This window comes from Streptomyces sp. NPDC047049 (genome assembly GCF_040643995.1).
Classification (GTDB): domain Bacteria; phylum Actinomycetota; class Actinomycetes; order Streptomycetales; family Streptomycetaceae; genus Streptomyces; species Streptomyces mooreae.
In genome coordinates this window covers 84901-110528 of the sequence record NZ_JBEYVM010000018.1, presented here as the reverse complement: position 1 = coordinate 110528, position 25628 = coordinate 84901, and the positions used below count along the sequence as shown (strand labels likewise).

The following is a 25628-nucleotide window of genomic DNA, read 5'->3' as shown; positions in this document are numbered from 1 at the left end:
GGCGACGGTCACTGTTCCGACCACACCCCGCCCCGCCGGACGCACGAACGGCACCCGGCAGCGGACGACTGCTCCACGACCAGCTGAGACGGCAGACCAGCCGCACCGACCAGCTACGCCGGGACCATCCGCCCGCGCCCCAGCGACCGAACGGCACACGTCCCTCCCTCTTCCACACATTGCGCCACGCCCCGTGGCTGCCCTCCCTCGTCGACCGCATGACCGCCCCCTCCGCACGCCCACCGCGCAACACAGACCGACCGACTGGCCGCCCCCCTACGCAAGGCCCAGCCGCTTGTTCACCGTGCGAGGTTACGCGCGTGCTATCCGCAACCGAAAGGCCTGTGGATAACCGCTCCTACCTCCTCTTGGACCTTCGGTGAAGCACATCTGACCTGCGCCTTCGTCGCTGGAGTCCGCCTCTGCCACCGAGCTGCGAGACCTCGCTGAAGCCCACTCACGCCGAGATGTCGATGGATTCCCTTCTGCTGGGAATTGCTGGGATGAGCCAGGGCCGAGCACGACGAGCTGACGGGGCGGCGGTCAATGGCGGCATTGTTGTCGCCGTCGGCCAGCCAGCAGCGCGCGTCACGTTCTGCGGCTCGCGACGAGCGGGGAACCTCGCGAGTCGCCGCTCGGACACCCTGCGAATTCGCTCCGTCAGGGATTACCGGCCGACCCATCTCCACGCTTACTGTTCGTTCGTATGGGCGAGAAGGAAGCGTCGATTCCCCGCCCGAGCGCCGCAGAGCCCTCGGGCCCCGCCCCATTTCCCACCGAGACGGTCTCCGACGCCCCCAGCAACGAGCCATTCAGCGCCCCGCAGACGACAGCCGGCCTACAGGCTGTCGGCACTCGGTCCCTGGTCGACCACGGCCCTGCCGACCGCACAACGCGCCGGCCAAGGCCCCGGCTGGGGTGGCCTCGGCGGGTTTTCTCCCAGGTGCTGATGGTCCAGCTGGCCATCGCCGCCGGTGTCACGGCCCTGGCGACCGGCCTGTTCCTTGCCCCGCTCAGTGCACAGCTCGACGACCAGGCGATGCGCCGCGCCCTCGCCATCGCACAGACCACCGCGGCCGAGCCTCGCCTTGACGATGCCCTGGAGTCCTCCCGTCCGACGCGCCACGGCCCCGTACAGCACGAGGCGGAGCGGATTCGCGCCGCCACCGGCGCCGAGTACGTGGTGATCATGGACAAACAGGGGGTGCGCTGGTCGCATACCGACCCCGATGAGATCGGCCGCCACGTCTCCACCGATCCGAGCATCGCGCTCGCCGGCCAGGAAGTGATGCAGATTGATGAGGGCACCCTGGGCAGGTCCGCGCGAGGCAAGGTCCCACTCCGTGACGAGGACGGCAAGGTCGTCGGCGCCGTCTCCGTCGGCATTGCGTACGAGAGCGTGCAAGAACGGCTTCTCTCCACCGTCCCCCAGTTGCTCGCTTACGCGGGCGGAGCGCTGGCCGTGGGCGCGCTCGCCGCCTATCTCCTCGCCCGCCGGCTCCAGCGCCGCACCCACGACCTGGCGTTCTCCGACATCTCCGCGTTGCTGGTCGAGCGGGAGGCGATGCTGCACGGTATCCGGGAAGGGTTCCTCGCCCTCGACAAGCACGGCCGCATCCGTCTGCTGAACGACGAGGCGCAGCGTCTCCTGGATCTTCATGCCGAGGACACCGGCCGCCCCTTGGACGCGGTCCTGCCTCCCGGCCGTACGACGGACGTCCTGGCAGGCCGCGTGTCGGGGGCAGACCTACTGACCGTCAGCGGGCACCGGGTCCTGGTGGCGAACCGCATGCCGACTGGCGACGGCGGTGCCGTGGTCACCCTGCGCGACCGTACCGAGCTGGAGCGGCTGGGGCGTGAACTGGACGGCACCCGCGGCCTCATCGACGCCCTCCGGGCCCAGGACCACGAGCACGCCAACCGGCTGCACACCCTCCTCGGCCTGCTCGAACTCGGTCTGCACGAGGAGGCGGTGGAGTTTGTGACGCAGGCCGTGGGCGTGCATCACGCGACCGCCGAGCAGGTCACCGAGCGCATCCACGATCCGCTGTTGGCTGCGCTGCTGGTGGGCAAGGCCACGGTCGCCACCGAGCGCGGCGCCTCCCTACGCATCTCCCCCCATACGCACCTGCCCGACCGCCTGGTCGACCCGCACAGCCTGGTCACCGTCCTCGGCAACCTCGTCGATAACGCGCTGGACGCCACGTCGGGTGAGCGTGACGCGCAACTGGAAGCGGAGGTCCGCGCCGACGGCCGTACCGCCATCGTGCGCGTCAGCGACAACGGCCCGGGCGTGCCCGAAGAGCGCCGCGGGGAGATCTTTACCGAGGGCTGGACGACGAAGGAATCGCCGGCCCACGGGCAGCGCGGCATCGGCCTCGCGCTCGTACGGCGTCTCGCCGAGCGCTACGGAGGCAGTGTCGAGGTGGGCGAGCGGCGCGGTGGCGGAGCGGTGTTCACCGTGACGCTTCCCGACGCGCTGTCCGGAGAACTGCCCGAAGCGCGCGAAGCAACCCTCCAGGAAGCAGTCACGGACACTCCCACCACCAGAGGGCCCGAAGGGGGCGCTCGTCGCCCCGACGGCTCCACGGAGGCCGCTAGATGATCGACGTACTGGTCGTCGACGACGATGTGCAGGTCGCGAAGATCAACGCTGCTTATGTCGCGAAGATCGAGGGCTTCCGTGTCAGTTGCCTCGCGCACACGGCCGCTGAGGCCCTTGCCGCCCTTGAGACCCACGCCGTCGATCTGATCCTTCTGGATCATTACCTCCCCGACAGAACAGGGCTCCAACTGGTCGGCGACCTACGGCGGCGCGGCCTGGTCACCGATGTGATCATGGTGACGGCGGCGCGCGATATCGCCACCGTGCAGGCCGCGATGCGCCACGGTGCGCTGCAGTACCTCGTTAAGCCTTTCACCTTCGCAGGCCTGCGCTCCAAGTTGCTGGGATACGCGGCGCTGCATCGCACCTTTGCGGGTGGCGGCCAGGCCGAACAGTCCGAAGTGGATCGGATCTTCGGGGCGCTGGGAGCCGCCAACGCGGGTCCCTCCGAGCTGCCTAAGGGGCATTCCACCGCCACCGCCGATCGGGTGCGCTCGGTGCTGCGCTCCGCGGGCGCCCCGCTGTCGGCGCAGGACGTCGCCCTGCAGGCGGGGCTGAGCCGGCAGACCGCACAGCGCTACCTCAAACTCCTGGAACGCACCGGGCGGGTGCGCCTCACACTCAAGTACGGCGAGACCGGCCGCCCCGAGCACCGCTACGAGTGGGCCTAGCCAGGAGAATGAACCTCCACGGTGAGCCGATGGGTGCCGGGAAGCCGGTGTACGAGTAGGGCGCCGCAGCCACGCAACACGTGACTGCGGCGCCCGTCCGCGTCAGGGCGAGGTCCGGCCCGACCCTGGTGTATCGGAACAGGCCTAAGCCGCCCCTGCCCCTGTCAGCGCCCGGACCTCCGTCTCTGCATGCCGTGCCTCATCGGCGGCCTCCGGGGAGAGCACCGTTCCCAGCCACCCCATCAGGAAGCCCAACGGGATCGATACGACACCGGGGTTGTCGAGCGGGAAGATGGCAAAGTCCATGCCGGGGAAAAGTGCCTCCTGGCTGCCGGAGACCACCGGTGAGAGAACGACCAGAGTGATCGCCGGGATCAGACCGCCGTATACGGACCAGACGGCGCCCCGGGTGGTGAAGCGGTGCCAGAAGAGCGTGTAGAGCAGGACCGGCAGATTGGCCGATGCGGCAACGGCGAAAGCCAGGCCCACCAGGAAGGCGACATTGAGGTCCTGGGCCAGCAGGGCGAGGCCGATCGCAACCGCACCGACGGCCACCGCTGCGATGCGCGCCACGGTCACCTCGGCCCGCTGGGCATCCTGCGCCGTGCCCCGCGGACGCCGAAGCGAGGCATACAGGTCGTGTGCGACGGAAGCCGACGAGGCGAGAGTGATGCCGGCGACCACGGCAAGGATGGTCGCGAACGCGACTGCCGCCACCACGGCGAAGAGAACCGTGCCGCCGGTCGAACCCGCGCCGCCTCCCAGATCGAGCGCGAGCAGCGGGACGGCGGTGTTGCCGGCCGTATTGGACGTACGGACGGCGTCGCTGCCGAGTACCGCCGCAGCACCGAAGCCAAGCACGATGGTCATCAAGTAGAAGCCACCGATCAACCCGATGGACCAGACGACTGATCGACGGGCGGAACGTGCCGTGGGGACGGTGTAGAAGCGGGAGAGGATGTGCGGCAGCCCGGCGGTTCCCAGGACGAGCGCGATGCCGAGGCTGATGAAGTCCAGCCGAGAGATCCAGTCCTCACCGTATTTGAGGCCCGGTGCGAGGAAGTCACGGCCGTGGCCGCTGCGTTCGGCAGCGGTGTTCAGCAGGACGTTGAAGTCGCCGTGAAACCGGACGAGTACCAGGACGGTCAGAGCGATGGCGCCACCCATGAGGAGCACGGCCTTGACGATCTGGATCCAGGTGGTGGCCCGCATCCCGCCGAAGGCGACGTAGACCACCATCAAGGCACCGACCCCGATCACCATCCAGGTACGGGCCTGCTGGCCCGCGCCCCCCAGGAGCAGCGCGACCAGGCTGCCGGCCCCGACCATCTGCGCCACCAGGTAGAGCACCGACACGGTGACGGAGGCCGCCCCGGCCGCCATACGGACGGGGCGTTCCCGCATCCGGGCCGCGACGACATCGGCGAGGGTGAACCTGCCGCAGTTGCGGACGAGTTCGGCGACGAGGAAGAGGACGACGAGCCAGGCGACGAGGAAGCCGACCGAGTACAACAGGCCGTCGTAACCGAAGAGGGCGATCAGGCCGGAAATGCCGAGGAAGGACGCGGCGGACATGTAGTCCCCCGCGATGGCGAAACCGTTCTCCATCGGAGAGAAGAGCCTCCCTCCCGCGTAGAACTCTTCGGCGGAGCCGTGCCTGCGACGACTCACCCAGGTAGTGATCGCCAGGGTGATGGCGATGAACACGCTGAACAGAACCCAAGCAAGGGCCTGGTGGTCGTCGGTCACCGTACGTTCCCTCCGGTGAGCTCCTGGGTTTCCCAGCGGATGTCGAGTGCAGCGCTGTCCCTGCGCAGTCGGGCATGGCGCGCGTACGCCCAGGTCAACAGGAATGTCGTGGCGAACTGACCGAGCCCGGCCAGCATCGCGACATTCAGGGCGCCGGCGACCCGGTGGGCCATGAGGCCGGGCGCGGCGGTCGCCGCGATCACATAGGCGAGGTACCAGGCCAGAAAGACCGCTGTGCCGGGCAGGACGAACCGCCGGTAGCGGCGGCGCACCTCCTGGAAGGCCACGCTTCTTTGCACCGCAAGATAGATCTCGTCATGCGGCGAGGACCGCTCGTCCTCGGGTACTGATACCGGCGGGGGTGACTGCCCACCGCCCCACCCAGCCGCTGCCTCCGCTGCGCCGTCCAGCTCGCCCCACCCTGAGGCGAGAGCGTCGTACCAGGGGTCGTCGAGCCGTACGCCCCCTGATTCACCGGCCGAGCGGCCGTCCTGCTTGTCCACCGAACTCTCCTTGGTGCACGGGGCTGTTGTCCGTGCGACCCAAGGTTGGACAGAAAGGAAGATCCGGGACTCTTCATTCCGAACCCTTCACCCCATCAGGTGATGGACTGTCCGGGCGGCTGCGCCAGGCCGTGGCGGTACGCGTAGTGGATGGCTTGGACCCGGTCCCGCAGCCCTGCTTTGGCGAAGAGATTGTTGATGCGTGTCTTCACCGTCGCGGTGGAGACGTGCAGCGTCCGCGCGATCTCCGGATTGGACTGGCCATCGGCGACCAGTCGCAGCACCTCCACCTCGCGGGCGGTCAGGCCGTCAGGGGGACATCCGGCGGTTGTAGCAGGGGTCGTACGGGGTCCGCGACCCGCTCCAGCAGCCTGCGCTGGATCGTGGGCGACAGACCGGCTTCGCCCGAGAGCACACCGTCGATGGCGCGGACGACCTCATCGCCGTCCGCGTCCTTGGTCAGGTAGCCACGGGCGCCGGCCTGCAGTGCGGGAAAGAGCGAGTCGTCGTCCGCATAGGTGGTGAGCACGACGACCTGAGTAGCGGGGTGCTCGGCACGGAGGCGCCGGGTGGCCTCGTCACCGTCACAGCGCGGCATGCGCAGGTCCATCAGCACGACGTCGGGGCGGAGTTCGGCGACGAGCCGGATGGCGTCCGCGCCGTCCGCGGCCGACCCCACGACCTCGATGCCCGGCAGCAGTCCCAGCAGCATCACGATTCCTTCGCGCACCACCGTCTGGTCATCGGCAACCACCACCCGTGTCACTGTGCGTGCCGTCATACCGGCACCCGCAGCCGCACCACGAAGCCCTCGTCGGGGCCGGAATCCAGCGTTCCACCGAGAAGTTCGGCGCGCTCCCGCATCCCGAGCAGACCGTATCCGGAGCCGCTGTCCCCGAGCTCGCCGGGCTTGCCACGGCCGCCGAAGTCACGCACCTCCAGCCCTACGCCGTCCCTCCCGTACTCCAGCCGCACATTCACCCGCGCCCCCGGGGTGTGCTTGCGTACGTTCGTCAGCGCCTCCTGGGCGACTCTGCGGACCGCGAGGCCCGCCTCTGCCGGCAAGGCACGACCCTCGCCCTCCACCTCCAGCCGAATGCCCTCAGCGGCCGTCAGGCGGCGCAGAAGGCCCTCGACGGGGATCACCTCCCCGCGCAGCGCGGAAAGCGCCTCACGGGTACCGTCCAGCCCTTCACGGGCCATCCCCCGAGATGCGACCACCCGGTCCAGGAGCTGATCACGGTCCGCCTCGAGGTCGATGCTGCGCTGGATCAGCTGCCGCGCCGCCTCCAGGTGCAACAGTTGGGCGCTGAGGCTGTGGACGAGGACGTCGTGGATCTCGCGCGCGATCCGCCCGCGTTCGGTGAGCGCCGCCGATTCGGCCTCCGCCTTGCGGGCAGCCCGTTCCTGAGCCAGCAGCCGCTGGGCGTTGCCGCGGGCCTCGGCGTCCTGCCGTATGACATAGCCCGCCAGCGCCAGACCCACCGTGGTCGCGGTGGTCGCGATCCAGTTGCCGTGGCCCAGCACTGCGTACGCGCCGAGGGCAGCGGCGGCGCACGGTACCGCGAAGCCGAGCGGAAGCCGCTCCAAGGCGATGACGGCACAGGCACACCACAGCACGATCGCGGGCGCCGCCGCCCCGGCGGACGCGAAGCCGAAGGCCGCCACCACCAGTAGGGCGAACAGCCCGATGGACGGCCCCAGACGGCGGGCCAGCGTCATGCGGAAGAAGCCGCGGAAAACCAGGACGGTGACGGCCACGCCGGCACACGCCGCCACCCGGCACCAACCGGTGAAGCCCGGCCCCGTCAAGGTGGTTCGCACCAGGCCGGCGAGTACCACGACACGCACCGCTCGGCCGATCCGCACCCGGGCGCCGCTGACGCCCTCACGGGACAGCGACTCCCGCAGGGGCCACCCCGTCCAGTAGTTCAGCGGCACGTACGGTCCTTCCCAGGGCGCGGGGAGGGGCGTCAGCACGCAACACGGCCACGGTACGTCTGGTGCAGGGCCTGGGCCCGCCAGGTGGTGACACCGGCACGGGTCAGCAGCATCGCTGCAACGGAGAGCATGGTGGCCGCGCCGCCCTGGTGGACCCCCATGGCCGCGGCGATCCCCATGAGACCGAGGCGCAGCACCATGCCGCACAGCCACACACCGGCCGCCGCCCGGCCTTCTTCGCTCCAGACCGCGCCGTCCGCGTCCGTCCGGATACGTATCGTCCACGCCCAGCCGACACCGCAGGCCAGCCCGATAAGGATCTCCGCGCCGAGCAGGACGGCGGACGCCGCGTGGCGCCCAGGATCCAGGAGGCCGGGCTGCCGCAGCGCCAGGACCGTCAGGACGACCGGAATAAGCCACCACTTCTTGCCCTCCGACGTGACACGCCGCGGCGAGAACTGCCGGATGAACGCCCAGGCAACCGCCGCGATGATCACAATGATGCTGAGCAAGTCGTTCATGTGCTCAGGCCCTCCGCAGGACGGGGAATTCGACGTTTCCGACGCTACGGAGCGGCGCCGGCGGCCGGATCGGAGCCAGGGTGGGGGCCGGGTGGAAATGCCACGGGCGCCCGTCCACCCAGGGGTGGAAGGGCGCCCGTCGGGAGCTGCGGTCCGGTCAGGTGTCGATGCGCGAACGGTCCAGAGTGGACGCGGAGTTGGTGATGAACTCCTTGCGGGGGGCGACTTCGTTGCCCATCAGGAGGTCGAAGGCCTTCTCCGCCGCTTCGAGATCGCTGATGTTGATGCGGCGCAGGGTGCGGTGGCGCGGATCCATGGTCGTTTCGGCAAGCTGGTCGGCGTCCATCTCGCCCAGGCCCTTGTAGCGCTGGATGCTGTCCTTGTAGCGGACCTTCTTGCGCTGGAGCTCGAGCAGCGTCTGGCGCAGCTCGTTGTCCGAGTAGGTGTAGATGTACTTTTCCTGACCCTTTTTGGGGTTGATCAGTTCGACCCGGTGCAGCGGCGGGACGGCGGAGAACACCCGGCCCTGCTCGACCATGGGCCGCATGTAGCGCTGGAAGAGCGTCAGCAGCAGGCAGCGGATGTGCGCGCCGTCGACGTCCGCGTCGGCCAGGAAGATGACCTTGCCGTAGCGGGCGGTGTCAATGTCGAAGGTACGGCCGGATCCGGCCCCTATGACCTGGATGATGGCGCCGCACTCGGCATTCTTGAGCATGTCCGAAACCGATGACTTCTGGACATTGAGGATCTTGCCGCGGATCGGCAGCAGCGCCTGGAATTCCGAGTTCCGGGCCAGTTTCGCGGTGCCCAGTGCCGAGTCGCCCTCGACGATGAAGAGTTCGCTGCGGTCGACGTCGTCACTGCGGCAGTCCGCGAGCTTGGCCGGCAACGAGGAGGACTCCAGCGCCGTCTTCCGCCGCTGCGCCTCCTTGTGCTGACGGGCGGCGATGCGCGTCCGGGCCGCGGCGACGATCTTCTCCATGACGGCGCGCGCCTGCTGCTTGTCGTCCCGCTTGGTGGAGGTGAGGAACGCCTTGAGTTCCTTGCTCACCACCTGGGCGACGATCCGCGAGGCGGCGGAGGTGCCGAGCACCTCCTTGGTCTGACCCTCGAACTGCGGCTCCGCGAGTCGTACGGTCACGACGGCGGTGAGGCCTTCCATGGCGTCGTCCTTGACGACGTCGTCCTCAGCGACGCGCAGCAGCTTGCTCGACCGCAGCACCTCATTGACCGTCTTGGCGACCGACCGCTCGAAGCCGGAGACGTGGGTGCCGCCCTTGGGCGTCGCGATGATGTTCACGAACGACTTGAGCGTCGCGTCGTAGCCGGTACCCCAGCGCAGCGCGATGTCGACGCCCAGTTCCCGGGTGACCTCGGTGGGGGTCATGTGGCCGCGGTCGTCGAGGACGGGCACGGTCTCCTTGAAGGTGCCCTGGCCGGTCAGCCGGAGCACGTCGCAGACGGCCTTGTCCTGTGCGAGGTACTCACAGAACTCACTGATGCCGCCGTCGTAGCGGAACGTCTCTTCCGTCTTGCCGGCGCCGTCGATGCCCCGCTCGTCACGGACGACCAGGGTCAGGCCGGGCACGAGGAACGCCGTCTGGCGGGCTCGGGCGTGCAGCGTCTCCAGGGAGAGCCTGGCGTCCTTGAGGAAAATCTGCCGGTCGGCCCAGTAGCGCACCCGGGTGCCGGTCTTCGTCTTGGCGATCCGCTTGCCCTTGAGCAGGCCGTTGCCCGGGTCGAAGGGAGCGTCGGGGCCCGATTCGGTGAAGATGCCGGGGACGCCGCGGCGGAAGCTGATCGAGTGCGTCTTGCTGCTGCGGTCCACCTCGACGTCGAGCCGGGCGGAGAGGGCGTTGACGACCGAGGCGCCGACGCCGTGCAGACCGCCGGAGGCCGCGTAGGAGCCGCCGCCGAACTTTCCGCCGGCGTGCAGCTTGGTCATCACGACCTCGACGCCGCTGAGGCCGGTCTTGGGCTCGACGTCCACGGGGATCCCGCGGCCGTTGTCCCTGACCTCCACCGACCCGTCGTCGTGGAGGATCACCTCGATGTGGTCGCAGTAGCCGCCCAGCGCCTCGTCGACAGAGTTGTCGATGATCTCCCACAGGCAGTGCATCAGGCCGCGACTGTCCGTCGAGCCGATGTACATACCGGGGCGCTTCCGGACGGCCTCGAGCCCCTCGAGGACGAGCAGATGCCGCGCGGTGTAGTTGGAACCGTCCCGGTCTGCCCCGGTCAGCACTGCGGTGGACGGCACGGACATCTCGGCGGTCACGCGGTTCGCTCCTCGCTGAATTTCTGGCAGCCCGCATTCCGCGGACTCGGTTGTGGCGGTGTCGCCCGTCAGAGGGTACCGAGGCCTGGTAGAGCCGTTGTGACGCCACCCGTAAGCATGCCCATGGTAGTAGAATTTCGCTCGTACGTTCGATCCCTCGATGGGGTGACGTCCGAGTGACGTGCACATCACGTTCCCTTCGAGGCATGAACCATTTAGGCTCCGGGCACGTCCTCATCAACAACCGGCAAGCCAGCCGGGAGGACACAGATCCAACAACCAACGTGAATCAGACCACCACGCAATACGGCTCATTCGCCGCCACCCGGCAGCACCCGGCCCCCTCCGAGAATTTTTTCGAGGAAAAGGCACGAGCGGGAACGTTTTCGGCCTGGTTGGATGTTGACCCTGGTACGACAGCTCGTCGAGCTAGAGAAGAGGCGACGTGACTACTGTTCTGACACCCGCGAGCCCGCTGACGGCCGCTGACCGCTGCGACCGCTGCGGCGCCCAGGCATACCTGCGCGTCGTCCTGATGTCCGGCGGAGAACTGCTCTTCTGCGCCCACCACGGACGCAAGTTCGAGCCAGAACTCAAGAAGATCGCCGCGGAAATACAGGACGAGACGGAGCGGCTGACCGCTTCTCCGGCGTCCGCGTCCGATGAGGAACGCTGACACTTCGCATCCACGACGAGCGAGCAGCGGCCCAGCGCCGTATCGCGGGCGGTTCCCCGACACCACCGGGGACACCGCCCGCACTCGTACGCGCACACATGCCCGTCAGCCGCCCGTACTCATCACCCGGCCCCGTTTGCGGACACCGCCGGGAGAATCGCCGAGGCGCGCGTATAGACACCGGGACTGCCCGGCCGGCCGCAGCCGGTCCCCCACGACACCAGGCCCACCAGCCGTCCACGCACGACCAGCGGCCCGCCGCTGTCCCCCTGGCAGGCGTCGCGGCCGCCGCGCGGCGCCCCCGCACACAGCATCGTTCGCGCCTTGTACGTACCGTCGGCACCGCCCGGATACGCCCGCGCACAGACCGCATCGGGCAGCACATTCACATGCGCCGCACGCAGCCGTGACGCGTAACTGCCTCCGCCCGTGGTGTCCCCCCAGCCGTAGACCGTGGCCGCATTGCCGGCCCGGTAGGCGCTGTCCTGCCGTCCCGCCATCGGGATGGGCCGGTTCGGAACCGGCTTGCCCAGCGTGAGGACGGCCATGTCACCGTCGTTCGTGTAGCTGTCATAGCGCGGGTTGACCCAGACCTTCGCCGGTTTGAGTTCCTGGCCGCCGCCACCACTGAGCTTGTCGCGGCCGACGACGATCCTCAGGTCCCGCACTTCCCTCCAGGGGACGCCCAGAATCTCCTTGCTCAGACAGTGCGCCGCCGTCACCACCGTCGAGTGCCCGACGAGCACGCCACCACAGAACTGCCCGGAGCGCTGGGTCCCGAAGCGCTCATGGGAGGCCAGTGCCACCGCCCAGGGGCTCTGTGACAGCGCTGCGGGCTTACCGCCGATCACCAACTCGTCCGCAGTCGCCGACACCGGGAGGACGAGGACCAGCGCGAGGGCGCCGAGGGCAGCAGGTGCGGTCGGGCGCATTCCAACTCCTGACTCTGGGACAGTGCGCGCACACCCAGAGTGACCCAAACGGCGGCCCGGCGCACCCCGGACGAGCGCGAGCCCGGCCACTCCAGCTAAGGAGTGACCGGGCTCGTGGCGCTCTTGGAGCGGTCGGACTAGTCGAGGTAGTCGCGCAGCACCTGGGAGCGCGACGGGTGACGCAGCTTCGACATCGTCTTCGACTCGATCTGGCGGATCCGCTCACGCGTGACGCCGTAGACCTTGCCGATCTCGTCCAGCGTCTTGGGCTGGCCGTCGGTGAGGCCGAAGCGCATGGACACGACGCCGGCCTCCCGCTCGGAGAGGGTGTCCAGAACCGAGTGCAGCTGCTCCTGCAGAAGCGTGAAGCTGACCGCGTCGGCCGGGACGACCGCCTCGGAGTCCTCGATGAGGTCACCGAACTCGCTGTCGCCGTCCTCGCCCAGCGGGGTGTGCAGCGAGATCGGCTCGCGGCCGTACTTCTGGACCTCGATGACCTTTTCGGGGGTCATGTCGAGTTCCTTGGCCAGCTCCTCCGGGGTGGGCTCGCGGCCCAGGTCCTGGAGCATCTGGCGCTGGACGCGCGCGAGCTTGTTGATGACCTCGACCATGTGGACGGGGATACGGATCGTACGGGCCTGGTCGGCCATGGCACGGGTGATGGCCTGACGGATCCACCACGTGGCGTAGGTCGAGAACTTGTAGCCCTTGGTGTAGTCGAACTTCTCGACCGCACGGATCAGACCGAGGTTGCCCTCCTGGATCAGGTCCAGGAACAGCATGCCGCGGCCGGTGTACCGCTTGGCCAGGGAGACGACCAGACGGAGGTTGGCCTCCAGGAGGTGGTTCTTCGCCCGGCGGCCGTCCTCGGCGATGATCTCCAGCTCACGCTTGAGCTTCGGTGCGAGCTTGTCGGAGTTCGCCAGCTTGTCCTCGGCGAACAGACCCGCCTCGATGCGCTTGGCGAGCTCCACTTCCTGCTCGGCGTTGAGGAGCGGGACCTTACCGATCTGCTTGAGGTAGTCCTTGACCGGGTCGGCAGTGGCGCCGGCCGCGGCGACCTGCTGCGCCGGGGCGTCGTCCTCGTCGTCGTCGGACAGGACGAAACCGGCGCTCTCCGCGCCCTCGGCGACCTCGGGAGCCTCGCCCTTGCCGGGCGCCGGTGCTTCCTCGGTCACCTCGTCGTCGAGCAGCTCGTCGACGTCCTTCTTGGACGCGGTCTTCTTGGCGGTGGCCTTCTTGGCCGTGGCCTTCTTCGCGACCGTCTTCTTGGCGGTCGCCTTCTTCGCCGCTGCCTTCTTCGCAGGCGCGGACTCGGACTCACCGGCCGACGGGTCCGCCACAGGGGCGGGGGCCGCGGCGGCGGTGGTCTTCTTGACCGTGGCGGCCTTGGCCGCGACGGTCTTGGTGGCGGTGCGCTTCGCCGGACTCTTCGCTGCGACGCTCTTGCGGGTGCGCTTGGGCGCCTCTGCGGCACTGACCATCAGCGTCACACCCTCCTCGTCGAGGATCTGGTTGAGGCTGCGCAGAACGTTCTTCCACTGGGTTGGCGGAATCTGGTCAGCCTCGAAGGCCCGACGCACGTCATCGCCGGCGATCTGCCCATCTGCCTTTCCCCGCTCGATGAGCGCCATCACAGACTCGGACTCGGCGATCTCCGGCGGGAGCGTACGGGATGTGCTGGCCGACACGAACAACCTCTCGGAACGATGGAAACGGCTTCCGACCCCGTCCAGTGTGGATCGGAGCCGACGACCGCCGGTGGGGATGGACCGACGGCGCAGGGGCAACCGGGGAGTTGAACAGCGTCACGAACGCCGCTCGTATTCCCTCCTCGGCTATCACCTCTTAAGTCATCGCGCTTCCCGGAAGAGCGTTACGCCCAAACTGCGTGGCCCGAGTCACACCCCATAACGACCCATTCCCAGTCATATGACATGCAATCCTCCCAAGACCTGTCGCCGGATCCGGTCGAGGACGCGGATCCGGCGATATCTCTGCGTCTCGCCGCGTACGGCGTGCCCTGCCCCGAGGGGTGCGCAGGACACGGGGCCGCGCGGCGCCTACGGTCCGTACACGGCCGGGTACGGGCCTTCAGTGCTCGCGGGGCGCGGGGACCACGTGGTCCACGGGCGTCCCGGAGCCCTGGCCGCCGGCCTCGCCATGGGCGGCGAGGAGCTGGCGCATCGCTGATTCGGCCGCCGTGGCGTCGCCCGAGCCGATGGCGTCGACGACCCGCATGTGCTGGCCCACGGAGGTCTCGACCGGCCGCTCGCAGCCGCCACCGGGGCCGCCGGAGACATGCAGGGCGGCGGAGACGATGCCCGAGAGATGTTCGAGCATGCGGTTGCCGGCGAGCTGCAGCAGCAGCGAGTGGAACTCGGCGTCGGCGCGGGAGAAGGTCATGGTGTCGCCCTGGGCCGCGGAGTGCCCCATGATCTCGACCATGTCGGCCAGCCGCTGCTGGATGTCCTCACGGCCGTGGCCGGCGGCGAGCCGGGCGGCGAGGGGCTCGATCGTCCAGCGCAGCTCGCAGAGCTCACGGCGCTGGTCGTCACGCTGAGGCCCGTAGGCCCGCCATTCGATGATGTCGGGGTCGAGGAGGTTCCAGTCGCTGACCGGGCGCACCCGGGTACCCACGTTCGGGCGAGCGCTGACGAGGCCCTTGGCCTCGAGGACTCGCAGGGACTCACGGACGACGGTGCGGGAGACCTCGAAGCGCTGACCGATCTCCTCGGGGACGAGCGGGCGGTCCGCGCCGAGATCCCCGGAGACGATCATCTGGCCGAGCTGCTGGACGAGTTGGCCGTGCAGGCCGCGGCCGCGGCTGCCGGCGGCGCGACGGCCGACCCGGCCGATGTCGGCCTCGGAGCCGTCCCAGACCTGCGAAACGCGCTCGGCACGGTCATGGCCGGCTGCGTTGTTGGCGTTCGCGGCGTTGGCGGCGTTCGCGTAGGGGTAGCGGTCAAGCTCGCCCGGGCCTGCGAGGCCGGTGTCGCCGGGGCGAGCCGCGGTCATCATGGTGTGCGCAAGGGTACTCACGCATCTTTTGTCGGCGACACCCTGAACACCCTTGAGGTCTTTGGTGAAAAGCACACGAAAGGGTGATCGCCCCCCATCCCCGAATTGACGCTTTATCGGAAAGAAATGCGCTCTCCATGGCGAGTTGTGGACAGCAGCCGCACCAACAGGGCGCCAAAATATATGCCTTACTCGATCAGCAGCAGAAGCCGCGCAGCACGGCGAGGGCATATCCGCAGACCAGGCCTGTTGTCGGCAACAACGGTGCGCCCCCTGCGAGTTGGAGCGTGAGTGGCATCACGAACAGGTGCGTCTTGGTCAATTGCGAAGGGGTGCTTGACGCGGCCGCCGACCGTGGGTCAAACCCTCTGTTGAGGGCCAGGACAGCCCCTGTCGGCAATCCCCATTGCGACGGAACGGAATACATTGAAGGTCAATAATCCAGCCTGAATCCAGCCGTTCGGTGACCCCGTTCAACTGACAGCGGGAACAGGGCACTCGACACGATGCACTCCATAAACGCAATCGCGGAACCCTCGGACGGCGCATCGAAGTCGAGAGGGGGCGGAGGAGGCACCGGATTGCGCGGCGAGCGGACGGCCGCGGGCCGGTCCGGGCAGCTGCCGCCCGCACTGCGGGACGCTAGCGGGGCGGCGCCACGCGCGGAGGGCATCGCGCGGGCGAAGGGGCCGACCGTGGCCGGATGCGAGTCACGGGGCCCGCCGGACGACCCGGCGGCGCGAGGCGCCACACCACTGATGGGGCGTGAGGCCGACCGGGGGCTTCTTGGGGCACGAAGGGACTCACCCGGCCACAGTACTGCTATATGTCCTATTTTCTCGCAATTGAGCAATTGCGACGGACCATCGTGTCACTGCGGGTGAACTTCAGCCCCGCGGTGCCGTGAAGGCTGTGCGGGCTCAGACCTCGGGGCGCAGCATCGGCGGATTGAGCAGCGTGGCCCCACCGGCTCGGAACAACTGTGCGGGACGGCCGCCCTGACGCGTCGTCGTGCCGCCTGTGGGCACCAGGAATCCAGGGGTGCCGGTCACCTTGCGGTGGAAATTACGGGGATCCAGGGCGACGGCCCAGACCGCCTCGTACACCCGGCGCAGCTCACCCACGGTGAACTCCGGCGGGCAGAAGGCGGTGGCGAGCGAGGAGTATTCGATCTTCGATCGGGCGCGCTCCACACCGTCGGCGAGGATCCGGGCGTGATCGAAGGCCAGCGGAGCCGCAAGCTCGCCCTCGCGGGTGGGGGCGTCGTCCTGTTCCAGCAGAGTCTCCACGGGCGCCCAGCGCGCGCTGTGGGCGTCGCCACCGGCGGTGGGCGCGGGCAGGTCGGGGGCGAGTACCAGGTGCGCGACACTGACGACCCGCATTCGGGGGTCCCGTTTGGGGTCGCCGTAGGTGGCGAGCTGTTCGAGGTGTGCGCCGTAGACGGGGGACGGGCCGGCCGGGGACTGGGCGTGCAGACCGGTCTCCTCGGCCAGCTCCCGGGCGGCCGCGGCCTCAAGGTCCTCGTCGCCCCGGACGAATCCGCCGGGCAGGGCCCAGCGGCCCTGGAACGGCGGCTCACCGCGGCGCACGGCCAGCGCGCACAGAGCATGGCGGCGCACGGTGAGCACGACCAGATCGACGGTGACGGCGAAGGGCGGGAAGGCCGACGGGTCGTAGGGAGGCATGGGCGTGATCATAGTCGTCCGCTTGACGATAAACAGGCCCCGGAGCACGTCACGACCCCAGTTGCAGGCCTTCCGCCGCCGTCTCCACCATGCCCATGCCGAGTCTGCTGATCCGCATGCCGAACGGCTGCTCGGCGACGCACAGACCGGTGAGCTGCATCGCGCCGAGCGGGGCGGTCCCGAGCGGCCGTACGGACACCGTTCGGGCAGGGACATCGGGGCGCAGGCCGGCGAGCGTGACGAGTATGTGGACCGCGCCGCCTGCCGCCACGGCAGCGGGACGACAGGCCGCCGGATGGGGTACGGGGATGCCGCCCGCGGTGCGCTGCTCGCCCGCGTACATCTCGGGGAGGCGGTACCCGAAGCTCTCCGCGGCATCGAGCACTCCTTTGATCAGGCTGCCGGCTGCCTGCTCGTGTCCGGCTGCGGCCAGGCCGGCGGCGGCGACCGCCGTCTCGTGGACACGGACCGCGCCGGTGCGGTGGCCGAAGGGGTTGTAGCCGCTCTCCTTGGTGCTCAGCCCGCGCAGGCCCCATCCCGAGTCCATGGCCGGGCCGGCCAGCAGTCCGGCCAGCTGGTCGGTCTGTGCCGCGTCCAGCAGGCCGGGGGCCGACCTCCCGCCACCGAGCAGTCCGGTGTCGAGGAGGTGGGCGGCGGTGGAGCCGAAGTGCGGAACGGGTCGGCCGTCCGAGGTGAGCAGGGTGGCGGGTCTGCCGCCGGCCGGGTCCTCCAGCCAGAAGTCCCTGCGGAAGCGGGTGCGCAGGTCGGCTGCCCAGTCGCGCAGGGCCGCCGCGTCGGAGGGCCGGGAGGCATCGAGGAGATCGGCGCCCAAGAGAGCCGCGCGATGGGCATGGGCCTGGGTTTCGCAGCGGTACGGCCCGCCGGGCCCGGGATCGGGGACGTAGCCGCTGCGGCCCCCGCCCGGTGGGTCGGTGATCCTCCTCAGCCATGTCAGGCAACGCTCCGCGGCGGGCAGCAGCCGCTCCGTCTCGTGCGGGGGCAGGCCCCAGCGGCAGGCCTCCGCGAGCACGGCGGGGAACAGAAGGGTTGCCTCGATGCCGGTACAGCTCGGTGGGGAGTGTGGCCCGGTGTCCCGCAGAGCGCCGGGAATTCGGCCGAAATCCGCTCCTGGCGCGGCTTGTTGGCTACGGGCGAGCGCCCGCAGCGTGCCTGCGGCGAGCCGTGTGCCCAGGGGCAGCAGCATCCGGGCGGTCCACAGTGCCTCGGCCGGTGCAAGACCGCAGCGCCACGGGAATCCGCCGGCGACATATCTGTCCGTGGCGGCGACCGGGTCCCGCATCACCAGGCCGTGGAGATCGTCGAGGCTGCTCGCCATGAGCGCGTCGGCCCGGCGGTCGTCACACTCCAGCCTGGCTGCCGTCCAGGGGCACGGTGGCCGGTCGTTGCGCGTTCGCCGGGCGACCGTTCCCGTGCGTGGTGCGGGGATGCGGGCGTCAGTCGCAGGTCCGTGATGGTCCAAGGGTCCGCCCGGCTCGTACTCCAGTGAGGTGCGCAGTTCGATACCGCGGTGGCCGCCGGGCGGCAGCTCGAGTACCCAGCGCAGCAGGCCCGCCGAGGCGAGCGCGTCCTCGGGCGAGGGCGTCGCGGACGCCACCGCGTGCACACCGGTCGCGGACCAGCGGAGTCCGGCGCCGTGGACGGTGGCCCGCAGTTCGGGGCCCGGGAGACCGACGGCGATGGCTCCGAGCTCCGCGAGGTCCGTGCCCAGCCGGATCTCGACCGCCAGCCGGACGGGCCGGGTGGCGCTGCTGCGGAACGTGATCTGCTCGGTGCCGTCGGCGGATCGCAGCCGCTCCACACGGATCTCGGGGTCCGGCCCCCGCTCGCCGGCCCTACGGATCGTCCCGAGGAACCGTGCCCGGCCGGCGGCGGTCAACCGCCCTTGGACGACGAGCGGTTCGTCGCCCGCGACCCGTAGTTCGCAGCGGGACAGAACCCGTCGGCCGTCGCGGTAGAAGCCGTCCATGCCGCGGCCGGTCAGCTGCCCCGACGCCGGGGACACGGCGAGAGCCGGGAGGGCCACACAGACGAGGGAGGAGTGGACGGGCTGGGGTTGCGGGGCCCGGGGTGACGGCGGGCGCCGCTCTCCGGGGAGCCGGTGGGCCGGCCGGGTAGCGGGGATGATGCCTGGCACGTGATGCGCTCCCTGATGAGGTCGGGGCTTGGTACGCGTTGCTCCACTCGGGTGAACGGCCCGGCCGGCGCGCAGGTCACGCCGGCCGGGCCACGACGGCACGGTCACCGCCGGCTCCGATCGCCGTCCCGGCCGGCCCGGCGCCTGCCGCGCCCGTCGGTCGTACGGACGCCGGGGCCCGTACCGCCGCGCGGGCCCCGGGGGCGGTTGCCCGCCCCGGACCGGCTCGGCCCGGGGCGCTTCGTGGACCGCGGCGTCTTCTTGGCGGCGGGCGCCGGGGCGGCGGGTGCGGCTGCGCTCACCGCCTCTCGGTGCTGCTCGCGCAGGCAGCGGCGCAGGGGCTCCGGATCGAGGCCTTCATTGATGGCACGGTGCAGCAACTGGGCGAAGGTGTAGCCGGGGTCGAGGGCCAAGGCGCAGCTGAGGGCGACGCGCGCCGAGGGCCCGTCCTCGGTGGACCAGCAGACCCAGCCGGCGAGAGTCAGGGGTGCCACCGCGTGTTCGACATAGCCGCCGGCGCAGCGGCGGGCGAGTGCACGCCAGAGCCGAAGGGCCGGCGCGGCGGCGGAACCGTCCATCCACTCCGCTGCCCGGTCGCGGGTAACCCGGTCCTGGAGGCCGAGGATGAGATCGGCTGCCTCGGCATCGGTGATCAGCGCGTCGTCACAGGCGTCCCTGGCCCGGTTGCTGCCCGAGGGGGTGTCCTGACGGAAGCGGTGGATCATGGCGTCGGCCAGGTCGAGGGTGTCCCGGCGGACGGCCGCTGCACCGTCCCGCCGGAGCATGCGCGGAACCAGCGCGCCGGCGGCCCCGTCCAGCGCCTTCTCCTGTGCCACGGCCCGCGGCCCGGTACGGGGCGTGAGCCTGGCCTCCATCTCCTTGAGAGAGCCGCGCACCTGCATTCCCGCGTAGGCGGCGGCCGCGGCCATCACGGACGTGCCCGGCATGACCATGGGTGTGCCGTCCGCGGGACAGCACCGGAAGTCGGGGCAGCAGTACGACCAGAATCGGCCGCCGGAGAGGCACAGGGCTTCGAGAACCGGTACGTCGAGCGTGCCGCAGGCGGTGCGCAGCCGCTGGGCGAGCGGGCGGAGGCGGTCTTTGACGTCCTTGCCGCTCTCCCCCGCCGCCGGCTCCTGGCAGAGGTAGACGATGATCGCCGCGGGACGGGTGTCCCGCTCCTGGCCTGCGGAGATCAGGCACTCGGCGAGCTGGTCGGCGACGTCCGGCCACTGCGCGGTATCGGTCGGGATGCCGATCCTGACCCGGCCGCCGAAGCGTCCCCGTTCGCCGTTCAGCGCGACCATCACGATGCTGTCGTCCGGGTAAAACCCCATCAAATACGGCAGGGCGTCGGCGAGCTCGGCCGGGCCGCGCAAGGTGACCTGCGCATCGGCGGACGGAGCCTTGGGTGCGTCGGAAGGGGCGGAGGCATGGGAGGGGCTGGACGGGAGGGAGGGGGCCGTGGAGGCGGTGAGGTGGGGCGGGGGCGAAAAAACGATGGGGGCGGAGGGATCGGAGGGGGTGGGAGGGCTGGTGGATTCCGCGGGGGCCGGCGGGACGGCGGATTCGGTGGGGGTGACAGGGTCGGTGGGCGTCGTGGGGCCGGATGCTGCGGATGCGCTGGGCGGGTCGGCGGGAGCCTGTGGCTCCGGCGTGCGGGGAGGACGAGGAGAGCTCGAGGGGTTCGGGGCGGCTGGGTCGGCGGCCGCGGGGGTCGAGTGGCTGTCGCCGAGGCGCTTGCTCGGTTCGCTGTGCGGATTCATGGCTCGAAGATCCCGCGGCCGGCCGCTGCGCCGCGACCCCTGTGGATAACTCTCGGGCGGCGAGGTTATCCACAGCTTCGGGCGGGCGTTCGCGCGTTGTCAGTGGCATCGGGTTGCATGGGGGCATGAGCAACGAAGATCTGCGTGCCGCAGCCGACGCCGTCCTGACCCGCCTCGTTGGGGATCCCGGCGGCGAGGCCAGGCTGCGCGAGGATCAGTGGCGGGCCATCGAGGCGCTGGTCGCCGACCATCGCCGCGCGCTGGTCGTCCAGCGCACGGGCTGGGGCAAGTCCGCGGTCTACTTCGTCGCGACGGCGCTGCTGCGCGAGCGCGGCAGCGGACCGACCGTGATCGTCTCCCCGCTGCTCGCGCTGATGCGCAATCAGGTCGAGGCAGCCGCGCGGGCGGGAATCCGTGCCCGCACGATCAACTCCGCCAACACCGAGGAGTGGGACACCGTCCAGGCCGAGGTGGCGGCGGGCGAGGTGGACGTCCTGCTGGTCAGCCCGGAGCGGCTCAACAACCCCGACTTCCGCGATCAGGTGCTGCCCAAGCTCGCGGCGGCCACCGGTCTGCTGGTGGTCGACGAGGCGCACTGCATCTCCGACTGGGGCCATGATTTCCGGCCGGACTACCGGCGGCTGCGCACCATGCTCGCCGATCTCCCGCCCGGCGTGCCCGTGCTCGCCACCACCGCGACGGCCAACGCGCGGGTGACCGCCGATGTCGCCGAACAGCTCGGCACGGGCGAGGGCTCCACCGAGGCACTGGTGCTGCGCGGGCCGCTGGACCGGGAGAGCCTGAGCCTGGGTGTCCTCCCGCTGCCGGACGCCGCGCACCGGCTCGCCTGGCTTGCCGATCATCTGCACGAGCTGCCGGGCTCGGGGATCATCTATACGCTCACCGTTGCCGCCGCCGAGGAGGTCACGGCCTTCTTGCGCCAGCGGGGGCACACGGTCTCCTCGTACACCGGCAAGACGGAGAACGCCGACCGCCAGCAGGCCGAGGACGATCTGCTCGCCAACCGGGTCAAGGCGCTGGTGGCGACCTCGGCGCTGGGCATGGGCTTCGACAAGCCCGACCTGGGTTTCGTGGTGCACATGGGCTCGCCGTCGTCCCCCATCGCCTACTACCAGCAGGTGGGCCGGGCCGGCCGCGGGGTCAAGCACGCCGAGGTGCTGCTGCTGCCCGGGCGGGAGGACGAGGCCATCTGGAAGTACTTCGCCTCGCTGGCTTTTCCGCCCGAGGAGCAGGTGCGGCGGACCCTGGACGTCCTGGCGGCCGCCGGGCGTCCGGTGTCGCTGCCGGCTCTGGAACCACAGGTCGAACTGCGCCGCTCGCGCCTGGAGATCATGCTCAAGGTGCTCGATGTGGACGGCGCCGTGCAGCGCGTCAAGGGCGGCTGGACCTCCACCGGCCGGCCGTGGTCGTACGACGCCGAGCGCTATGCGTGGGTGTCCCGCCAGCGCGAGGCCGAACAACAGGCCATGCGGGAGTACGCCACCACCACGGGCTGCCGGATGGAGTTCCTGCGGCGGCAGTTGGACGACGAGGCGGCCGTGGCGTGCGGCCGCTGCGACAACTGCGCGGGGGCACGGTTCACCGCCGAGGTGTCCGCCGCTGCGCTGGATGCGGCGCGCGGTGAGCTGGGGCGGCCCGGGGTGGAGGTGGAGCCGCGGCGGATGTGGCCGACGGGGCTGCCGGCCGTCGGTGTCGACCTCAAGGGGCGTATCCCGGCAGGTGAGCTGGCGGCGACCGGCCGGGCCCTGGGCCGGCTCTCCGACATCGGGTGGGGCAACCGCCTCCGGCCGATGCTCGCGGCGCAGGCGCCGGACGGCCCGGTCCCCGACGACGTGGCGGCCGCGGTGGTCACCGTGCTCGCCGACTGGGCCAAGGGGCCCGGTGGTTGGGCCTCGGGGGCGGCGGATGCCCCGGCCCGCCCGGTGGGTGTCGTCGCGCTCTCCTCGCGCAGCCGCCCGCAGCTGATCCGGTCCCTGGCCGAGCGGATCGCCACGGTCGGCCGCATGCCGTTCCTGGGCACGGTGACCTCGGTGGACGACGGTGCGGACGGCAGGATTCCGCGCAGCAACAGCGCCCAGCGACTGCGGGCACTGCACGGTTCACTGGGCGTTCCGCCGGAGCTGGCGCAGGCGCTGGCTTCGGCGGCCGGCCCCGTGCTGTTGGTGGACGACTACGCCGATACCGGCTGGACGCTGGCCGTTGCCGCCCGGCTGCTGCGACGGGCGGGGGCAGCGGAGGTGTTTCCGCTGGTCCTCGCCGTGCAGGGCTAGGAACGCACGGCCCGCATCATCCCGACGCGGCGACGGGCAGGGACATTTACCCTTCCCCGGACGATTTGGGTCGTGGGCGGGAATTGCTCGTTGCCGCATGCCGATGCGGCCGCGAGAATTGGAGTTGCTTCCCCGTACCGGCCGTCCGTGGTCAGGCAGGGCCATGCCGTGGTGCGTAGCCGCGCGCGGCCACCGCCCGAGACGCGGACGCGTAGACGATGGGAGGAACGTGTCCTTCGGCTTCGCCCCGCACCCGCAGGTGTCCCCGCCTCCGTCCGCCGACCCCGCCGCCCGGCTGAGCCGGATGCTGGAGCCCGCCGAATGGGCCTCGGCCGGTATCCCGTTGCTGCGCAACCCCCGTGAGGTCGTCACCGGCCTGCACGACCGTCATCGGCCGGTGCCGTCGACGGCCATCGTCGCGGTGCTCGACGCCCATGAGCGGGTGACGGCCAGCGCCTCCTTCACGGAGCTCACGACCGCTCCCGACGGCTGGGAGTTCCGCAATGTCCTGCTGACGCACCTGCGCCGGGTCATCCCGCACGACCTGCGGCTGCGTGCCCCGGTCCGGACCGCCGTGCTGCTCTACTGCCGCGAGGGCGAGCCGCTGTGGACGGAGACGGACGGGGCCTGGATGTGGGGGCTGCGTGACGCCTGCACCCTGCACGGGCTCCGCTGCGGGGCGTACATCACGTTGACCCCGGACCGCTGGCAGGTCCTGGGGGAGGGCCGGGGCGGGCGCCGCCCCAGGGGCTCGCCCTCGAACGAGCCGGTCACGGAGACACGCCGTACAGCAGCCGGGGCCCGGGAGAACCGTCGCACGACGGTGCCTGCGGAGGTGCCGCACCCGGCCGCGAATCTTCCCGTCGCCCGCGGCCGGCCGGTGGCGCGGCGCACGACAGACGGCACCCCGGAAGCCCACAGGCAGACGGCAGCACGCTGAGCGGGCCGGCGGACACACGTCCGGGGTCCGGCTTCCGTCAGGTGGCGGAGGCAAGGCATCCGACCGGGCGCTCCGGCACGCGGGCAGGGCGTCCCACCGGACACCCCGGCACACGCGGCAGGGCGCACCCGCTCAGCATGCCGGTCCCCAGCAGACAGACGGACCGTTCACCCCGTACAGCCGCACCCCTCCCCCACCGAAACGCCGGCCATCCGCACCTGGTCCGGACCTCGTCCGGCAGGGACGCAAGCGAGCCCGACGGCCTCCGGGGCCGACGGGCTGTTGCGAACCGGCAGTGGTCAGGCAGGGGCGCCGAGAACGGTGTTGATCCGCTGCGGGTCACCGCAGACGATCAGCAGCGTTCCGGCACGGGCCATCGCCGCGGGCAGGGCCTGCGCGGTGACCTCGTCCGTACCGCCGTTGACGGCAACGACCACGACGGGCCGTCCGGTGGCACGCCCGGCCCCGGCGTCCGCGTAGAACACATCGTCCGCGGCGTCGTGTTGGGCCCAGTAGGACGCTTCGCCGAAGGACAGTTCATGCGCGGCCCACGGGTGCGTTTCGCCGGTGGTCAGCACCAGGATCTCGCCCGGCGCACGCCCGGAGTCCAGCAGCAGGTCGACGGCCTCGTCGGCGGCATCGACAGCGCCGGCGGCAGGCGCCGGGATCAGCTGGAGCTGTGCTCCCGCGGCGGTGCCGGTCTTGCCGGCGGACGGCTGCGGGGAGCTGGTGCGCTGCGCCGGCGGAGCGGCGACAGGCCCACGCGGCGGGGCAGCAGGTCCGGGCTTGCCCGGACGGACACTGGCCGCGGGAGCGCCACGCGGCGGCGCGGGGCGGGGACCGGGACCAGGAACAGGACGGGGGGTCGGCGCGGTGCGGCCGGCGGCCGCAGTTGCGCGGGGACCCGGGACACTCTCGTGAATCTGAGGCTCCTCGGGGATGAGAGGCATAAAGGGATGTCTATCAAACGTAAGTGCGGAACACGTCATCGGGTACCGAATTGATGTCCGTACCGCTCAGAAATCGAAGCCGAGTTGGCCACCGGCTTCCAGAGCGGCTGCTTCGGGGGTGATGCGCACCTTCTTCAGATGCCGCCAGCGGGGCAGGGCATCCATGTAGGACCACGACACTCGGTGGTGCGGCGTAGGACCGTACTCCTCCAGGGCAATGCGATGGGTCGGCGAGGGGTAGCCTGCGTTGGCCGCGAAGTCGAAGTCGGCGTACACCAGGCCCAGTTCGGCCATCATCGCGTCGCGTCGCACCTTGGCGATCACGGACGCGGCGGCGACCGCGATACAGGACTGGTCGCCCTTGATGACCGTGCGGACCCGCCATGGCGCGCCCAGGTAGTCGTGCTTGCCGTCGAGAATGATCGCGTCCGGCCGGACCGGCAGCGCCTCCAGGGCGCGTACGGCCGCGAGCCTCAGGGCTGCGGTCATGCCCAGTTCGTCGATCTCCTCCGGTGAGGAGTGCCCCAGGGCGTACGACGTGACCCACGAGCCGAGCACATCACACAGTTCGGTGCGGCGCTTGGGGGTCAGAAGCTTGGAATCGGTGAGTCCGTCGGGCGGCCGGCGCAGGCCGGTGATGGCTGCGCAGACGCTGACCGGACCGGCCCACGCTCCGCGCCCGACCTCGTCGATACCTGCAACGATCTTGGCGCCCGTCGTGGCGCGCAATGATCGCTCGACGGAATGGGTGGGGGGCTCGTACGGCATGGCGCCAGCAAGGTTACGCCTATTCGGCCGAGCCGTCCGCACCGGATCCCCACCTGGCGGCAAACGGTGTGGGCAACGCTGTGAGCAGCGCAAGAACGGGACCCTTCGGTTCCGTTACCGAGCGGTATACGCAGAGGCGCGGCGCGGCCGCCACGGGACGCCGCCGCCCTCTCGGC

At 70.4% G+C, this 25628-nt stretch carries 19 protein-coding genes and 1 pseudogene; 5 read left to right on the top strand and 15 right to left on the bottom strand.

From position 1 onward, the window contains the following. The first annotated feature begins 949 nt into the window (after positions 1 to 949). Positions 950 to 2605: a sensor histidine kinase gene (locus ABZ851_RS29645; protein WP_361133816.1), complete on the top strand. Its 1656-nt coding sequence runs from the start codon at positions 950 to 952 to the stop codon at positions 2603 to 2605. Further along, positions 2602 to 3276: a response regulator gene (locus tag ABZ851_RS29640; RefSeq protein ID WP_361133813.1), complete on the top strand. Its 675-nt coding sequence runs from the start codon at positions 2602 to 2604 to the stop codon at positions 3274 to 3276. The genes ABZ851_RS29645 and ABZ851_RS29640 overlap by 4 nt, the downstream gene beginning before the upstream one ends. A gap of 144 nt (positions 3277 to 3420) precedes the next feature. Here ABZ851_RS29640 and ABZ851_RS29635 read toward each other — a convergent pair whose 3' ends face one another. From ABZ851_RS29635 to ABZ851_RS29610, 6 genes and pseudogenes are all read right to left on the bottom strand, one after another. Next, the gene (locus ABZ851_RS29635) at positions 3421 to 5025 is read right to left on the bottom strand and encodes a cation acetate symporter (RefSeq protein WP_361133810.1); all 1605 of its coding nucleotides are present in this window, start codon (positions 5023 to 5025) and stop codon (positions 3421 to 3423) included. Next, positions 5022 to 5528 (bottom strand): DUF485 domain-containing protein, encoded by a 507-nt coding sequence (locus tag ABZ851_RS29630; protein ID WP_361133807.1) that lies wholly within the window; start codon positions 5526 to 5528, stop codon positions 5022 to 5024. Before ABZ851_RS29630 ends, ABZ851_RS29635 begins: the two co-directional genes overlap by 4 nt. 95 nt (positions 5529 to 5623) lie before the next feature. Continuing rightward, a pseudogene (locus ABZ851_RS29625) lies at positions 5624 to 6309 on the bottom strand (response regulator transcription factor). After that, entirely contained in the window at positions 6306 to 7469 is a 1164-nt protein-coding gene (locus ABZ851_RS29620; protein ID WP_361133804.1) for a histidine kinase, read from the bottom strand. The pseudogene ABZ851_RS29625 and the gene ABZ851_RS29620 overlap by 4 nt, the downstream one beginning before the upstream one ends. 32 nt (positions 7470 to 7501) lie before the next feature. Then, positions 7502 to 7990, bottom strand: a complete 489-nt coding sequence (locus ABZ851_RS29615; protein WP_361133801.1) for a DUF1453 domain-containing protein — start codon at positions 7988 to 7990, stop codon at positions 7502 to 7504. Positions 7991 to 8147: 157 nt separating this feature from the next. Next, positions 8148 to 10268 carry a DNA topoisomerase IV subunit B gene (locus ABZ851_RS29610; protein ID WP_361133798.1) on the bottom strand — a complete coding sequence of 707 codons (2121 nt, stop codon included), beginning with the start codon at positions 10266 to 10268 and terminating at the stop codon, positions 8148 to 8150. Positions 10269 to 10713: 445 nt separating this feature from the next. Here ABZ851_RS29610 and ABZ851_RS29605 point away from each other — a divergent pair, with 445 nt between their 5' ends. Further along, positions 10714 to 10944 (top strand): hypothetical protein, encoded by a 231-nt coding sequence (locus ABZ851_RS29605; RefSeq protein ID WP_003981845.1) that lies wholly within the window; start codon positions 10714 to 10716, stop codon positions 10942 to 10944. A 122-nt stretch (positions 10945 to 11066) separates the two neighbouring features. On the opposite strand, the gene ABZ851_RS29600 is transcribed toward ABZ851_RS29605, so the two are convergent. The 7 genes from ABZ851_RS29600 to ABZ851_RS29570 all read right to left on the bottom strand — a co-directional run bounded on the left by ABZ851_RS29600 (position 11067) and on the right by ABZ851_RS29570 (position 20503). Further along, positions 11067 to 11876 (bottom strand): serine protease, encoded by an 810-nt coding sequence (locus ABZ851_RS29600; protein ID WP_361133795.1) that lies wholly within the window; start codon positions 11874 to 11876, stop codon positions 11067 to 11069. Positions 11877 to 12013: 137 nt separating this feature from the next. Then, positions 12014 to 13567 carry an RNA polymerase sigma factor gene (locus tag ABZ851_RS29595; protein WP_361133792.1) on the bottom strand — a complete coding sequence of 518 codons (1554 nt, stop codon included), beginning with the start codon at positions 13565 to 13567 and terminating at the stop codon, positions 12014 to 12016. A gap of 403 nt (positions 13568 to 13970) precedes the next feature. Continuing rightward, positions 13971 to 14972 carry a FadR/GntR family transcriptional regulator gene (locus ABZ851_RS29590; RefSeq protein ID WP_361133789.1) on the bottom strand — a complete coding sequence of 334 codons (1002 nt, stop codon included), beginning with the start codon at positions 14970 to 14972 and terminating at the stop codon, positions 13971 to 13973. A 121-nt stretch (positions 14973 to 15093) separates the two neighbouring features. After that, positions 15094 to 15219 carry a hypothetical protein gene (locus tag ABZ851_RS29585; protein ID WP_361133786.1) on the bottom strand — a complete coding sequence of 42 codons (126 nt, stop codon included), beginning with the start codon at positions 15217 to 15219 and terminating at the stop codon, positions 15094 to 15096. Between the two features lie 598 nt (positions 15220 to 15817). Beyond that, on the bottom strand, positions 15818 to 16582 hold the full coding sequence (locus ABZ851_RS29580) for an NUDIX domain-containing protein (RefSeq protein ID WP_361133783.1): 765 nt from the start codon (positions 16580 to 16582) through the stop codon (positions 15818 to 15820). Positions 16583 to 16631: 49 nt separating this feature from the next. Then, complete coding sequence (locus ABZ851_RS29575) at positions 16632 to 18626, bottom strand: glycogen debranching N-terminal domain-containing protein (protein ID WP_361133913.1); 1995 nt, start codon at positions 18624 to 18626, stop codon at positions 16632 to 16634. 215 nt (positions 18627 to 18841) lie between these two features. Continuing rightward, complete coding sequence (locus ABZ851_RS29570; RefSeq protein WP_361133780.1) at positions 18842 to 20503, bottom strand: DUF4192 family protein; 1662 nt, start codon at positions 20501 to 20503, stop codon at positions 18842 to 18844. A 125-nt stretch (positions 20504 to 20628) separates the two neighbouring features. Here ABZ851_RS29570 and ABZ851_RS29565 point away from each other — a divergent pair, with 125 nt between their 5' ends. Continuing rightward, positions 20629 to 22794: a RecQ family ATP-dependent DNA helicase gene (locus ABZ851_RS29565; protein ID WP_361133777.1), complete on the top strand. Its 2166-nt coding sequence runs from the start codon at positions 20629 to 20631 to the stop codon at positions 22792 to 22794. Positions 22795 to 23023: 229 nt separating this feature from the next. Next, a complete protein-coding gene (locus tag ABZ851_RS29560; RefSeq protein ID WP_361133773.1) occupies positions 23024 to 23734 on the top strand; it encodes a hypothetical protein in 711 nt (236 codons plus the stop codon). A gap of 299 nt (positions 23735 to 24033) precedes the next feature. Here ABZ851_RS29560 and ABZ851_RS29555 read toward each other — a convergent pair whose 3' ends face one another. Beyond that, complete coding sequence (locus ABZ851_RS29555; RefSeq protein WP_361133770.1) at positions 24034 to 24684, bottom strand: hypothetical protein; 651 nt, start codon at positions 24682 to 24684, stop codon at positions 24034 to 24036. Between the two features lie 66 nt (positions 24685 to 24750). Next, entirely contained in the window at positions 24751 to 25452 is a 702-nt protein-coding gene (locus ABZ851_RS29550; RefSeq protein WP_088800422.1) for a ribonuclease HII, read from the bottom strand. Positions 25453 to 25628: the final 176 nt, after the last annotated feature.